The sequence below is a fragment of the Sphingobacterium paucimobilis HER1398 genome (assembly GCF_000416985.1).
GTDB lineage: Bacteria > Bacteroidota > Bacteroidia > Sphingobacteriales > Sphingobacteriaceae > Sphingobacterium > Sphingobacterium paucimobilis.
On record NZ_ATDL01000015.1, the window covers coordinates 770095 to 783306 of the forward strand.

At 42.1% G+C, this 13212-nt stretch carries 15 protein-coding genes and 1 tRNA gene; 6 read left to right on the forward strand and 10 right to left on the reverse strand.

Features of this window, described 5'->3' with window-relative positions; genetic code table 11:
- Nucleotides 1-103 precede the first annotated feature (103 nt).
- The 3 genes from M472_RS35990 to M472_RS36000 all read left to right on the forward strand — a co-directional run bounded on the left by M472_RS35990 (nucleotide 104) and on the right by M472_RS36000 (nucleotide 3558).
- The gene (locus M472_RS35990; protein WP_021070815.1) at nucleotides 104-2239 is read left to right on the forward strand and encodes a GAF domain-containing sensor histidine kinase; all 2136 of its coding nucleotides are present in this window, start codon (nucleotides 104-106) and stop codon (nucleotides 2237-2239) included.
- A 62-nt stretch (nucleotides 2240-2301) separates the two neighbouring features.
- Nucleotides 2302-2769, forward strand: a complete 468-nt coding sequence (locus M472_RS35995) for a ferritin-like domain-containing protein (RefSeq protein WP_021070816.1) — start codon at nucleotides 2302-2304, stop codon at nucleotides 2767-2769.
- 707 nt (nucleotides 2770-3476) lie between these two features.
- Nucleotides 3477-3558 (forward strand) — tRNA-Leu (locus tag M472_RS36000).
- A 34-nt stretch (nucleotides 3559-3592) separates the two neighbouring features.
- Here the strand turns inward: M472_RS36000 and M472_RS45475 are convergent.
- The 9 genes from M472_RS45475 to M472_RS45480 all read right to left on the reverse strand — a co-directional run bounded on the left by M472_RS45475 (nucleotide 3593) and on the right by M472_RS45480 (nucleotide 9114).
- Nucleotides 3593-3760: a hypothetical protein gene (locus tag M472_RS45475; protein ID WP_021070817.1), complete on the reverse strand. Its 168-nt coding sequence runs from the start codon at nucleotides 3758-3760 to the stop codon at nucleotides 3593-3595.
- A gap of 287 nt (nucleotides 3761-4047) precedes the next feature.
- Complete coding sequence (locus M472_RS36005) at nucleotides 4048-4209, reverse strand: hypothetical protein (RefSeq protein WP_158499919.1); 162 nt, start codon at nucleotides 4207-4209, stop codon at nucleotides 4048-4050.
- Between the two features lie 91 nt (nucleotides 4210-4300).
- Nucleotides 4301-4705, reverse strand: coding sequence for a DUF5675 family protein (locus M472_RS36010; RefSeq protein WP_021070819.1), 405 nt, complete (start codon nucleotides 4703-4705; stop codon nucleotides 4301-4303).
- Nucleotides 4706-4797: 92 nt separating this feature from the next.
- Entirely contained in the window at nucleotides 4798-5439 is a 642-nt protein-coding gene (locus tag M472_RS36015; protein ID WP_021070820.1) for a DUF6266 family protein, read from the reverse strand.
- Between the two features lie 407 nt (nucleotides 5440-5846).
- Nucleotides 5847-6137: a helix-turn-helix domain-containing protein gene (locus M472_RS36020; protein WP_144062726.1), complete on the reverse strand. Its 291-nt coding sequence runs from the start codon at nucleotides 6135-6137 to the stop codon at nucleotides 5847-5849.
- Nucleotides 6138-6201: 64 nt separating this feature from the next.
- The gene (locus M472_RS36025) at nucleotides 6202-6942 is read right to left on the reverse strand and encodes a LytR/AlgR family response regulator transcription factor (protein ID WP_021070822.1); all 741 of its coding nucleotides are present in this window, start codon (nucleotides 6940-6942) and stop codon (nucleotides 6202-6204) included.
- Nucleotides 6905-7963, reverse strand: coding sequence for a LytS family sensor histidine kinase (locus M472_RS36030; RefSeq protein ID WP_021070823.1), 1059 nt, complete (start codon nucleotides 7961-7963; stop codon nucleotides 6905-6907). Before M472_RS36030 ends, M472_RS36025 begins: the two co-directional genes overlap by 38 nt.
- 33 nt (nucleotides 7964-7996) lie before the next feature.
- Complete coding sequence (locus tag M472_RS36035; protein ID WP_021070824.1) at nucleotides 7997-8887, reverse strand: lysophospholipid acyltransferase family protein; 891 nt, start codon at nucleotides 8885-8887, stop codon at nucleotides 7997-7999.
- Between the two features lie 86 nt (nucleotides 8888-8973).
- A complete protein-coding gene (locus tag M472_RS45480) occupies nucleotides 8974-9114 on the reverse strand; it encodes a hypothetical protein (RefSeq protein WP_021070825.1) in 141 nt (46 codons plus the stop codon).
- Between the two features lie 297 nt (nucleotides 9115-9411).
- Between M472_RS45480 and M472_RS36040 the strand changes: the two genes are divergently transcribed.
- The 3 genes from M472_RS36040 (at nucleotide 9412) to M472_RS36050 (ending at nucleotide 11971) form a co-directional block, all read left to right on the forward strand.
- Nucleotides 9412-10389, forward strand: coding sequence for a helix-turn-helix domain-containing protein (locus tag M472_RS36040; protein WP_021070826.1), 978 nt, complete (start codon nucleotides 9412-9414; stop codon nucleotides 10387-10389).
- Nucleotides 10390-10400: 11 nt separating this feature from the next.
- Nucleotides 10401-11294: a hypothetical protein gene (locus M472_RS36045; protein WP_021070827.1), complete on the forward strand. Its 894-nt coding sequence runs from the start codon at nucleotides 10401-10403 to the stop codon at nucleotides 11292-11294.
- 296 nt (nucleotides 11295-11590) lie between these two features.
- Complete coding sequence (locus tag M472_RS36050; protein ID WP_144062728.1) at nucleotides 11591-11971, forward strand: hypothetical protein; 381 nt, start codon at nucleotides 11591-11593, stop codon at nucleotides 11969-11971.
- Here the strand turns inward: M472_RS36050 and M472_RS36055 are convergent.
- Nucleotides 11968-13212, reverse strand: a complete 1245-nt coding sequence (locus M472_RS36055; RefSeq protein WP_021070829.1) for a TlpA family protein disulfide reductase — start codon at nucleotides 13210-13212, stop codon at nucleotides 11968-11970. The genes M472_RS36050 and M472_RS36055 overlap by 4 nt on opposite strands.

Consider the following 13212-nt stretch of genomic DNA (forward strand, 5'->3'; position numbering starts at 1 on the left):
CTATGCAGGTGGACAATGCTATAAGTCTTACGACTTTACAATTCGGGCAATTTGGAGTTGTGAAGGAATACATTTACCTTACATAGTTTTATACTCGCTTTACATGGCTCAAAAAAAATCCAAGAATTTACTTTCTGTTTATCCTTCAACGATGAACGCTAATGGTCAGTTTTTAATAACTGATTCTTTTAAAAAAATAATAGCTATTAGCGAAAATTTACTTCCACCTGGAATAGATGCGAAACTTATTATAGGTACTGATCTTGAACTTTTCCTTGAGAATCGTTTTACCTTACCACATGAATTATCTTCACTGCTAAGTGACCCTTCAAAAATTTGTGATAGTGGAAGGACATCTGTAGTGAAAGAGGAAGACATCTCGTATTATTTACATATTCACAAAGAAGCAAATCAACTATTTATCTGGATAGAAGAAAAAGTATCGGACATCATTTTTTCTTCGGAAATGAATGATTTTACACCTATTGATAACGAGACGTCGTCTTCTATTTGGTGCAAACTCTTAGAAAACATACTTGGCGTGACCGAGGCTGACAATGTACTTGTAGCACAAATCATGGAAGATAAGACGAGTAGAGTGATAGCGACTAGCGATCGTGAATTTGCCTATGTGGACAAATTATTTTCGAAAAGCTTTATATCGGAGGATTTATACGCGTATTTTTCAAAAAATGAGGTAATGTACATCCCAGATCTAGCTAGGCGGCAACAAATTATATATTGTGCACACTCAGATCAAAATATTCCGGTGGAGTATTTAGCACTACCTCAACAGGCAAGATTTTCTAACTTAATTTCTGCAAAATCAACTTTAACTATTCCTATCCTTATAAATAAATATCTGTGGGGATTAGTGGTATGTATAAATCAGACGTTAAAAAAAATTGATTATCAAAAAAGACTTCTTTGCCAATTATTGGTACAGAATGCTTCTGTACGTCATGAGGAGATATTACAAAAGAAAGGAATTGAATTTGATAAAATTATTCAAGAGACAAAAAGGCAATTTGACGATAACCTATATAATGGGCGATCTTTGAATTATTGTTTAGTACAACATATTGACGACATCGCTAATTTGGCGAAAGCAGATGGAGTCGCTATTTATCATCATGGTGTGATCCATAAGTTTGAAAACACACCTTCTAATTTACAAATCAATAAGATCTTGGATACCATCAAACAGGTAAATAAAAAAATTTTTAAAGACAACAATTTCAGGTTGAAAAGAAAACATGAATTTACGGCTCCCTTACCTATTGCAGGAGTAGCAGCTTTGCAGGTAGGTGGAGAAAAAGATCATTGGATAATCTGGTTTAGAGATGAAAGCAAAACTTCACTGATGGAGGTTTGCGATTCGCAAGAAGAAGACGAGCAGGGAAATAACGAAGGGAATTTGCAACTGATAGAGACCGAAATAGTAGATACATCGGCTTTTTGGAATGATGAAGACCTGTCTTTTATCAGAAGCCTTGATAAGATGATAACTAAAGCAATAATCGCAAGAACAAAATACGAAAAACAAACAAAAGAAATGTTGATCACTGCGAATAATGAACTTGAAATGATCACCCATACAATCTCTCATGATTTAAAAAACCCATTATCAGCGGCTATATTGAGTACACAGCTATTACAGCGAAAATTAGAAATGCCTCAAGATGTTCAGAAACTATGCATAAGTAATATAGCTGACGGTTTGGAAAGTATAGAAAGTTTAATAAACAAAACGGTATCATTCATGCGCTCCAAACATGTTATTTTCGAAAAAGAAGAAATTGCAATACACCCGCTAATTCCGAAACTGTTTGAAGAAAGTAAAAAGCGAAATAACAATCCTTCCTGTGAGCTTGAAATGTTTGACCTTATCCCCATATATGGAGAAAAAGCTACATTAATACAAATCTTTTCGAATCTTATCGATAACGCTGTTAAATTTAGTGCGGCCAAAGGTAATGCACGCATCTCCTTATCTAGCTATAGGCAGAAGAAAATGGTTGTATACAAAATCATTGATAATGGAATTGGAATACCAGAAAGTGAATTACATATTGTTAAAAATACATTTTATAAAGGAAAAAATGCATTAGGGTACTTGGGGGCAGGGATAGGTCTAGCCCTCGTAAATCAATTAGTTAAAATGCTGGGTGGAACAATTGATATTGAGAGCCGAATTGATACTAGCACAACTATTGTAGTAACCTTTCCCGACAATTAAATCATATTACCTATCGAACCTTTTCACTGATATTGTGTTCATTGGTTAAAACACTATTATTTATGGATAACATGCAAAATAATCTAGGAGAATTTTTAAATAATTTAATAGAGATTAATAATGATCGAATAGAAGGCTATGATAAGGCTATAACATTATTACCTAAAGATGAAAATTTAGGATTAAAAGCATTATTTGGAGGTTATAGAGACCAATCTATTAAATTCAATGCTGAAATTACTCCTTTCGTGGTACAACACGGGGAAACACCTACCGATAAGACTCGAACGTCAGGTAAATTATTTAGAGCTTGGATGTCTTTTAAATCTGCTGTTGACCCATTTACCACACATGCAATTTTAGAGAGCTGTGAACGTGGCGAAGACGAGTTTATAAAAGTATATAATGAGGCGATGAAGGAATCAGCTCATCTTCCAATGGATTTATTAGTCGTATTACAGAGCCAAGCTAGTGAACAATTCAAAGCGCACAATCATATAAAACAGTTAAGGGATACTACACCTCGCTAGATCTAAACTTCTATATTTTAATTACAATCGCCTTAATTCCCCTGCGCTCCCAAAGTACAGGGGAATCCTTTACTTCAATTATTTAAAGAATTCTACCCCCACAGATGTACAGCAACCTCACGTTTTCGAGAGTTTTTATAAAGAGCACGCAAACAGATTTTATTTATATCTGTATAAACCGTTTCCTTTTGCGAGACAGAATTTTTCCTGGGATATATTCGAAAATTTTTTGATTTAAGCTTTTAAGAATTGGCACCACTTTAACAAAAACTGCGTTACTTCACAAATCATTATATAAATGCTAAAATTAATTAAGCACCAGCATAAACATTAAATTCCCCAATTTAAACAAATAAACCGAGTTGTTTTACTGGGCAAAAACGACTGAAATTAAAAGAGGTTTAAGATTAATATCTTATACCTCTTTTTCTCTTAATAAGGATTTCAATATTGGTAATTAGGCTTCTTTAGCGCTATTTGAATGGGTAATAAAGCTATTTTTCGCTACATTTCTAATATAAAATGAACTTGAGAAAGCGCGTCAAATCACTTGTGTGACCTTAAATACTTTGAAGCTACACAAATTTAAATTTTGTATATCAATTTTTCTATTTCATAATCAGCCACTTTGAAAAAAACGGCTATTTTTCTTTGCTAATTTAAGGAATACACCTATATTTGCATCGTCAACAATAAAACAACAGCTTGCCCAGCTGGCGGAATTGGTAGACGCGTTGGTCTCAAACACCAATATCTTCGGATGTGCCGGTTCGACTCCGGCGCTGGGTACTAAAAGCGATTCATCACTGAATCGCTTTTTTGTTTACTGACTTTTCCTCCGCTTTTGCAGCAGTTGTGATAAGGTATAGCTTACCAAAGTACCCAATGCTGCCATAACTACAGTCTGTAGCACATCACCTAGTGTGATCGATGCCCAGACACTGCACAGCGTACCCCCCAGCGTACCTGCACGTATTTGGTTTGTTTTCATTGTTTTTGTTGTTATCAGGTTATCGTGTTATCAAGTTATCGTGTTATTCCCGACGATGTCGGGACTTGGTTTCACTACGCCTGTTATCGAGTTTTACGACTTGTTCACTTGATAATTTTCCTCACTATTCTTGAAACAGACTGCTTTCCCGAAGTAAATTCGGGACAAGCACCCCTACGCTCGCAGTGACGTATATAATCTCTCCGTCATTGCGCGGAGTGTAACGACAAAGCAATCTTAAACTTTAAAACAGACTGCTTCGCTACGCTCGCAGTGACCTGCTTTGTCTATTCGTTTCCCTCCTTCTCCTTCTCGCTCGTCATTGCCTCCAACACGCCCAACCCCACAGCCACATATTTTATAATATTCAGCGCCTTTCCCGGTAGCTTGACCGGAGCCAGCAGCAACACCTGTACCGCCTGGCTTATTTTTTTGATGATTTTGTGCATTTCTTTGTTGTTATTCCCGACATTGTCAGGACTTCGTTTCACTACGCATCCTCACTAGTTAACTCGATAACTTGTTAACTAGATAACTCAATCACTTAATAACTATAAATACCTCCCCTCCCATATCCCACAGTCCGTATACCAGTGCTTTCAGCTCGCCAAGTGCCTTACGGCTTTCGGTACCGGTACCTTCACCGGTCAGCTTGGTTACTGGGGCTATACAGCCCAGCAGTTCGCGCGAAGCATCATTGGCTGCATGGATCAGGATCGCTTCGCGTCCCAGTACATTAGGAATACCGATCTGCTCGCCATGTTTGGTATACGTACGTTTTACGAGCTTATAACGTCCCGTAGGGATACAGCTCAGGCGCTGCATATTGTTGCGCCAGGGCAATTCGATCGTATGACAGATATGCTCGCCTTTGAATGTAATTGTTCCATTAGTTCCCCGCTCTCCATATTTCCGTTGGAGATGTAGGGTGTATTGATTTTTCATTTCTATTTCATACCAAGAATCAAATTTGACCAGCGTAAGCCTAGGAAATTTTCGCAAGAAAAGGTTCCAGCTTACGCGGTCAATTTGGTTCGCTAACTCACTTCAATCTCTCCTAGATATTGACTGCTGGAAGTAGCAACTCCATCGCGGTGGATATTGAAGCTCCAGCCCACGATCGTCTTGCTCACATAACTCGCCGGCAGTGTGATTTCCAGCGTTGCATCTGCACGTGTCACCCCTTCATATACCGAGAAGAAGTTTTCATCCACATTGTACAGCAGCACCACCACCTCATCATCTGCAAAGGCATTGAATCGATTGACCTGCGACTCCCAGTTGATCGTCAACTGTTGTGGAGCTGATTCTTCCATAGTCAATCCCATTAGTGGAGCCAGGCTACCACTGGCAATACGCACCACCGAATAATCCACCGTCAGTGCCGGATAAGTCCCCTGGATTGCATTGCCAATAAAATGCTGAAAGGCCACATTATACCCCAGTCGACCACGCTGTTTACTATCCGAAAAGCCAATCTTTAGGATATCCTTGATAGACTTAAGAAAATTGGTAGCCATCCGGAAACGCGTCCGTTGGATGATCTGGTCTTCCGATGCTGGTTTTGAACTCTTCTTGGGAAGCGAGCGGATATAATCAATGCCCCGCCATGAACTTCCGACCACATTACCTACTTTACCCGTGTAGGCACCTGTGATTCCTTTTAAAAATCTCGCCATGATATTCTTATTTACTTTTTACTGTGGCGCTGCAGGCAGCCACGGATATCGATATCATTGGTACAAATCTAGCCCAGGACTAAGCAGAAAAACGTAGAATGACGCCATTTGACACCATTTGACCATAGCCTACGCCATATGGCGCCAGACGGTGTATCGACAGAACAGCTCAGAACGACCGTCAAGGCACATTATTCCTTGCACAAGGCCTTTCCCCTGGCGTATTCTATGCCTCTAAGGCAAAGAACAGGCAACCAATAAGGAACGGATAGGCAACCAATAAGCAGAGAACAGGCAAAGGAATAGCACAGCATCCCCCTGCCATTCCCAGAGAATAACCTACAAAAGCATGTACTGACAGTTATAAAATCAAGCGAAAAGTAAAAGTATACATAAAAGAAAAGGGCCTATAAAAGCCCTTTATTGATACTGCGTCGGATAGCATCCTGCAGATCTTCCTCCCGGTAGAGATGCCTGTTGCCAAACTCGATAGGCCTCAGCACCCCACTCTTGACCCACCGGTTGTAGGTCCGCTCCGATATTCCCAGTCTGTCAATGACCGCCATCCGCGTCATCAGCTGACCTATATCAAGCTCCAGCATTCCAGACATGGCGTCCGTCTTGACATTACTCCGGCGTTTTAGCAGCCTTAGGATATCTTTCAATACCGCCAGAATTTCGATTAATTGTTTCCTCATTTCCATCAGAATTGTGATACCATGAAATGTAGGATAGCCCTTACCCAAATATCATAAGCACGCACTAACTCCAACGCTGCCGATACTGTTCCAGTGCATGTCTAAAACTTTTATTGTACTCCTGCGATATAGGCAGCAGACTCTCACTATGAACACCTGTCAGGTGCACCTTCTTTCCTTCTATCTTCTTTACTCTGTCCAATGCTACCAAAAAGCTAAAATGAGACCTACTAAACCGATCTACAGGCAGTTGAGCATCAAATTCACGGAGCGATATCTTAAACTCAAACTCCTCTTGAGCCGTATACACCGTCACCACATTATTACTCACCTGTGCATAATAGATGTCCGCAACCTGCAGCATGATCTCGCGTCCCGAGACATCGGTCAGCTCCAGTTTCACAATATCCCTACGTTCCCGTTCTTCCTTCCGGTCCGCCTCTTCCGCAGCATCCTTCAGTATACGCTCCAGAGCTTTAAAACTAATCGTCTTTCCGATATATTTATAGATACCCACTTCATGTGCATCAAACACATACCCCGAAGTGGAACTACAGGCTATTGTCAGCGGCGGCCTATTGATCATCCCCAAAAATCGTACTCCATCCAGATCTGTACGTCCAAAATCCATATCCAAAAAGAGTATATCCACCTCATTATCCTTCAGATACAAAAAAGCCTCTTCCAGATCGGACAACACCAATGGTTCTGCAATAAAAGGTAGGTCATGCAACATATCCAAGAGATAATGCAATGTCTCTGGCTTATCATCCAAAAGTAGAACTTGATAGCTTATTTTTTTCATTACTGTGCCAATTTAGATGTAAAGTCAGTTTATATCGTCCCTCTGTCTGCTCCGTATAGTACTTCAGCTTATAGCCCGTTCCTGCCAGCCGCGACTCCAAAAGCCCAAAACCAATACCTCCTTCTTTCTTCTCCTTTGGACTCCACCAATTCGTACAGACCAAGATTACTTTTTCTGGCTCCATTTCCAACTGATACTCCACCGGATATACGGCTGATATTAAAGCATGCTTTAAACAGTTTTCTAGAGGAAACAATAAGATACCCCATGGTACCAAGCGATATTCTCCAGAAGCAACATTGCATTTTATCTGCAACGATTCCGGTCCGTAATATTCTTTCCATAGCCTTTCGAAGCACTCCAGGAGGTCCAGTTCCTCCTCCCAGCTATGCTGCACCTGAGGTTCCTCCACACGCATCAAGTACCCCAAAAACTGAATGATATCCCTTTTGACCTGCCTATTGTTTGAATCCGTATCGACCAACATGCGCCCGAAGCCTGTTACAAATATCGTCCCCAAAAAGTGTGAACTATGCTTTACCCCGAGCATGCGCTGATCGTAGGCATTCAGCTTATTGATCAGTCGCCGGCTGAGCCACCGATTCTCCCAATAATATAGGAAAAACACAAAACCTATAGCCAGCGCATTTGCAAACAGATATCCGCGCCATACCTCATGGTGAAACGAAGCTTCATTCGGTGGTACCGATTCATCAAACAGCACGATAGATAAGCTGGGAAGCAATCCATAGACCACTCCATGCATCACAGGCAAAAGTGTAGCACCTATTGTCAGATACACCAGTGTCCATAACACCTTACCAAGCCAACTTCCTTTGCTGAAATACCAGAACACCAAAGACAACACACAGAAATACACAATATAGAGTGCAGAAACCGCACCGATATGCATTACCGGGATATGGATAGCCGTATAGCGCTGATTAAGCGACCATAAAATCAAAAAAATAAGAATAAATAAGGTCGCACTAGTGGTTAGTATTATCTTCAAAACATTCATAATGAAGTGGGTTCGAACCCCTAATTTAATAAATTATTTCCTAAGAGTATCCCAACTGTACGAAAAACAATAACGTATTCGATCAAAAAAACCTGACACTCCATTCAGACGAATCGGAATCAAAGCTTGCTGATCTTGATTCATTTCCTTACCGGCCGTATTGGCGGCCGTAAAACAGTTGAGTTGATGCAGGTAGCTCCAAGATTCCCATAGCCATGGTTCTTGCCGTATCAATCCGCCCAGATAGGCGTATAGTCGCTGCATGGTATCCTGTAGGTAATGATCACGAGCCGAAGCCGTCAGCGGGGAGATTGCTTCTCCTACAGTCAGCTTAAACCGCCTTCCTTCCTGCCGATGCGCTATAGGTACAATTGTGCTCCGAGTCAGATAGCTCAAAACCGCAATACCTTTACGCACATACAGACTGCCTGCTAAAAATCCGATCTCTACCTTATCTTCAATACGATCCGTCGTACCGCTATTACCATCCGCAAATACCAAAAGGTGCCTTCCATCCTGTAGAGCCGAGCGCGCCTGCAATAGTACGGTCGGACTATCGCTCAACAAAAACCGGTAGCTCCCTCCTCCCGACTGCATAGCGCTTTGCATAGCCAATAGCTGGTCCTGCTGCGCCTCGAACACCTTTCTGTCCAGTATCATATCAAACTGCACCCCTTGTGCTGCCAGTATATATGGCAGTTGCGCATGGTATCCCAAGTGGAATAGGCACAGAATATGCGGTTCCTTATTGTACGGCATAATAGCCGATACATCCCATTGCGCTACGGTAGCTATAGCCCGCGGCCTATGGTAATGTTTATGCTCTCTGTAGCAAGCCGCGTGCTGCTGCCAGGGAATATCCGGAAGCAGCTGATGGAGATTTGCCGAAAACAGGGCAAATCCCCAGTCATTCAATTTGTCCATCCTATTATTTGATAATATCCAGTTTATTAAAAGAGCGGGCAAATCACGCCCGCTCACATTGAGTAAGTGGCTGCTATAACAAGCGCCTAGATAGTCTTGATGGGACAGCGTTCTGGTTTCGCTTCCTCCTCACCAAGCAATGGCAAGAGCTGATTCCAGAGTAGTATACCACTACCCACTGTCCATTGCTCCTTGCGCCATAGCTGTTGATCCTTTTTTAATTTCATTTCTAAAGTATCTACGGTTTGACCATACGTTCTTCACCGGGGTGTACCGTCCAGGTGAGGAACGCCTATTAACTCCTAAATGGATCCAATGGTCACAAATCTGGAAGAAACTCAGCAACTTTGGGAATAAAAATGTACATCGTACAGCACGGTAAGGATTACACCGGTCATACGGGATATAACTCAACACTCCTCCCATAAAGTACGGATTACAACGGAAAAAGTACGATGTACACTTTGAGTCTACGTTTACAAGAGATATTGCCTAATATCGCTTCGTAACCAAATCCGTATATTATGGAACGGACTTATGAACTTTTATTGGGAGAGAGCTGCCTGGGTCTGGCACCGCCACCATATACCCCGAGCCAGCAGATACGCCATGCCCATTGCCGGCATTGGCTTATCGCCACAGGTTGCATTGCAGAACAGGTATTTGATGGTCGCTATGCTTACCTCTATCATTACGAATACTGGATCAACCAAGAGACCGTGATACCTATACAGGCACACAAGGGAGACCTGCACCTGATCTATGCCCTAGCGACAACAGGGATTATCACGAGCGACATCCATCCGCACGAGTTGCAGGCTGCACAGGGTGCATACTTATACCTTCCCGTCGGAATCCACGAAATAAAGCTACAGGCAGGTCACCATATATTGGTCGGTTTTATAATCGATGCAGGAATTTTCCGGGCGCCAGCCGACAGGCAATTCACCTTTCTAGCACCTTTGATCCAAGCCAAAAAGACTTGCTCAAGCTCACTTCCTGCGCCCATAGGATTCTATATTGCAACAGCTACAATCCACTATATAAAACTTCTATTCAGAAAACTCAATCCCCGTACGCTGGACAACGAGTATATCCTACTACAGCATCTCATCTTCCTGATCCATCTGACACGGTTCAAGCTGACCAAAGACAGCGGTGCTAATGATCGACAAGACTGGGCACGACGTGCCCATCAGCTGTTGCGGCACCTCGTTGTACAGCAAGGAGCACAAGCGAAGTTAAAGGATCTTTCTTCCCTACTGGGGCTTGGATTACCGCAGCTGCGCCAACTATACAAAGCGCGGTACCACATTACACTCCGGACATACCGGAACCGTCTTCTGCTCGAAGTTATCAAAGACATCCTGCCGCAGAACGAAAAATTAATCCAATCGGCAGAACAGGCCGGATTCAGTGGCATGAGTGAGATGAACCGATTTATCCGAAAGCAGACGGGCCTCACGACATCTGGCTTAAAGAATCAATTAATGGACAAGTAACAGGTTCAATCATGGAAAAGCCCCCTATATTACATCGGCTGCCGAGCCTGCAGGTATACCACATCCTCCAGCAGGTCTATCAGGCCCTTCCCGAAGTGATGGAACGCATTGCCCCACAGGGCTGGCAGAACAGCACCTATCATAGGCATATGATGCAGGATCGCTGGGAGATGCACCAGGATTTTATTCAGGATCTACCAAAAGATCAACACCCCGCGAGCGATACAGCACACCTTGAGGCTGATGACGACAATCCCTTTACCCTTGAAAATTATTTTTGTTGCACATTCCCACCCATGAACAATTACCCCATGGAGATCTTCTATATCATCGCATCGCACCTGATGGATATTACCAGTGGATCCGTACTCCTCGGGACGGAGACCTCCAAGATCTATTATATAGCCGAAGAGACGGTACATGAGGCATTGTTCGAGATTGCCTACGAGCATCAGGAAATCGACGACATGGTCCGCGATATGCATGCCTGTATTCTCACAGCGCCTCCCTTACAGGGGATAGATGCTATCTATGCCTATGAATGTCTATTCGCTATACTGCACCAGATGGGGTATCACCTTCGGTATCTGGACACTGACCTCCTCTATATCGCCGAGTTGCAGGAGATCTATCAGGACATCCACTATACCGATATCGCCAGTACTGAGAAAACCGAGAAAATACAACAGATACAATCCGACATCCAGTATGTGATCAATAGCAAAATACCAAGAAGCTACCGGCAGCATATTGACCTATTCGATCTGGAAGCCATTGTCAGATTGCTAAACACCTACAAAGTAGACCCCGTCGTACTATCCTATCTGCATATCTACGACACCTTTCCCAGGGGCTATCCCTGTGTAGCCAGTGATTACTGTGACGAAGATGAGCAATGGGATTAGCGTCTCAAAACAGCGCCAGAACGGGCATATACCTTTTGGCCTATCGAAATATACACATCGGCCTAACGGTCGCATGCCCTAAAGATCGACCTTAGTATCATGAATCTCCATATCAGTATAGGATGCTGATCGGCACCTGGGCACAAGGCCTGTCTGGGGAAAGGGCGTGTCGGCCAAAAGACACTTATGACTATCCCCAGATAGCGCTTAGGCAACGCACAGAAAAATAAGCCAGCAACAGGATAGCAATACTATAGAAATAAAAAAAACAAAAAGACATCATCATGAAATCTATCATGATCCTGCTTACAGCCATACTAGGTTTGGGTGTAACAGCGTGGGCTTTGAACGATAACAAAGCAATTGACTCAACTGTAAATCTGCATGATGCTGATGAAGCTAGTCAGACGGAAGTATTTTGGGACTATAATGGCAGCAGACCATTAAATAGTACCGATCATATTCTGCCAGAGAAATACAGCTATGCCGCAAATCAGAATTTGGGTTGTGATCAATCTACGGCTTTCTGTCAGATTAAAGCACCGGTTTTGGCGGGTTCGTCACCTGCCCAACCTGATTTAAGTGCGCCTTCAACTATACCTGGTCAAAATATACAAGACCGTATTGAAGACGCACAATTAAATGGTCCGAACGAAACAGTAACGATGAAAAATTAAAACATTTCTTTTCTGATTACTAATGTTTCCACAGGAATGACTTGAAGCTCTATGGTTATACCATGAGCTTCAAGTTGGCTTAAATCATCTCTGTTTTGAGGATCAAAATCATTACCTATTTTTATTCTATAAAGCTCCCTTCTTTCCAGACCTTCCTCTAATACAACCGGAATACCGGCATAAATATCATCGGTCTCGTTCATCCAGTCCAAAAGCGTTCTATCACCTGAGATCGATACATTAGAAGTTGTATTCCCTCTGCGAGACGGCATCCTCTTTATGATATAACTCTTTCTGTTGATCTCACTGAAATTCGTGGACCACCCCATAAACCCATCAAGATTATTCATAACATATTTTTGGAATTCCTTCTCTCCCATTGAAAGCTTCCCTTTCACTTCATAGAAGTATGTATTGTCCATATCCCAGAGTGATAACGGAGATTCATTATCAACATACTCCAATCTATCATAAGGAAATCCCAGACAGATGACCCGCGATCTACTCAAATTGGGTAACCCTAAAATAGAACGATATATCTTCAATATAGGTACATTGACACCGCCTACCCTGACCGAGCCTGCTACTGAATCCACAAGGCGATATTGCTTCCATCGGTACCCTTCTTTATATTTCCCGATTAGCATATAGTTCATCATCGCCAATTCGTCAACATCAAACCCATGATTACTCTGAGCCAAAAGCACACTTTCACTAGGGTCGTATACCATATCCAGTTTTCTTGGGATTTTATAATCAATTTTATCTGCCAGAAAATTGTCGATAAACTCCTCTGACACCAGGTCACCTTCCGTAATATAACGTATTCGTCTTTCAGAATCTATCCACACCAAGTGGGGCTCACCCCGATGAGGAAAGAGATTGTTTAAAACAGAATCTTCATACACAAGCCTTACATAATCGACTTGCATTTTGCTTTCAAAAAAATCGGTCAAGTCCTGTTTTTTTGTTTTTGTAACAAAAAACACCTCTAACCTATTATGATACTGCTGTAGTAGCTTATCTAATTTTTTGACAGATGCAATACAGGGGGGACATCTTAAACCACCAAAGTCTAAAAGAATACCTTTCCCAGAAAGCCTCTCTAGGTAAATAGTCTCATTTTCGACATGTAATACATGTGGTATATGCGTGATAGCAAATCGATCACTTTCCTTGACCTGTTGTGCAAACGATGGAAGAAAAGAGATCACGAAAAACCATATTATTGTGTATTTCAT

Bases quoted from the DNA above. Each gene is read 5' to 3' on its own strand.
- M472_RS35990 (WP_021070815.1), top strand. From the start codon at position 104: ATGGCTCAAAAAAAATCCAAGAATTTACTTTCTGTTTATCCTTCAACG.
- M472_RS35995 (WP_021070816.1), top strand. From the start codon at position 2,302: ATGGATAACATGCAAAATAATCTAGGAGAATTTTTAAATAATTTAATA.
- M472_RS45475 (WP_021070817.1), bottom strand. From the start codon at position 3,760: ATGAAAACAAACCAAATACGTGCAGGTACGCTGGGGGGTACGCTGTGC.
- M472_RS36005 (WP_158499919.1), bottom strand. From the start codon at position 4,209: ATGCACAAAATCATCAAAAAAATAAGCCAGGCGGTACAGGTGTTGCTG.
- M472_RS36010 (WP_021070819.1), bottom strand. From the start codon at position 4,705: ATGAAAAATCAATACACCCTACATCTCCAACGGAAATATGGAGAGCGG.
- M472_RS36015 (WP_021070820.1), bottom strand. From the start codon at position 5,439: ATGGCGAGATTTTTAAAAGGAATCACAGGTGCCTACACGGGTAAAGTA.
- M472_RS36020 (WP_144062726.1), bottom strand. From the start codon at position 6,137: ATGAGGAAACAATTAATCGAAATTCTGGCGGTATTGAAAGATATCCTA.
- M472_RS36025 (WP_021070822.1), bottom strand. From the start codon at position 6,942: ATGAAAAAAATAAGCTATCAAGTTCTACTTTTGGATGATAAGCCAGAG.
- M472_RS36030 (WP_021070823.1), bottom strand. From the start codon at position 7,963: ATGAATGTTTTGAAGATAATACTAACCACTAGTGCGACCTTATTTATT.
- M472_RS36035 (WP_021070824.1), bottom strand. From the start codon at position 8,887: ATGGACAAATTGAATGACTGGGGATTTGCCCTGTTTTCGGCAAATCTC.
- M472_RS45480 (WP_021070825.1), bottom strand. From the start codon at position 9,114: ATGAAATTAAAAAAGGATCAACAGCTATGGCGCAAGGAGCAATGGACA.
- M472_RS36040 (WP_021070826.1), top strand. From the start codon at position 9,412: ATGGAACGGACTTATGAACTTTTATTGGGAGAGAGCTGCCTGGGTCTG.
- M472_RS36045 (WP_021070827.1), top strand. From the start codon at position 10,401: ATGGAAAAGCCCCCTATATTACATCGGCTGCCGAGCCTGCAGGTATAC.
- M472_RS36050 (WP_144062728.1), top strand. From the start codon at position 11,591: ATGATCCTGCTTACAGCCATACTAGGTTTGGGTGTAACAGCGTGGGCT.
- M472_RS36055 (WP_021070829.1), bottom strand. From the start codon at position 13,212: ATGAAATACACAATAATATGGTTTTTCGTGATCTCTTTTCTTCCATCG.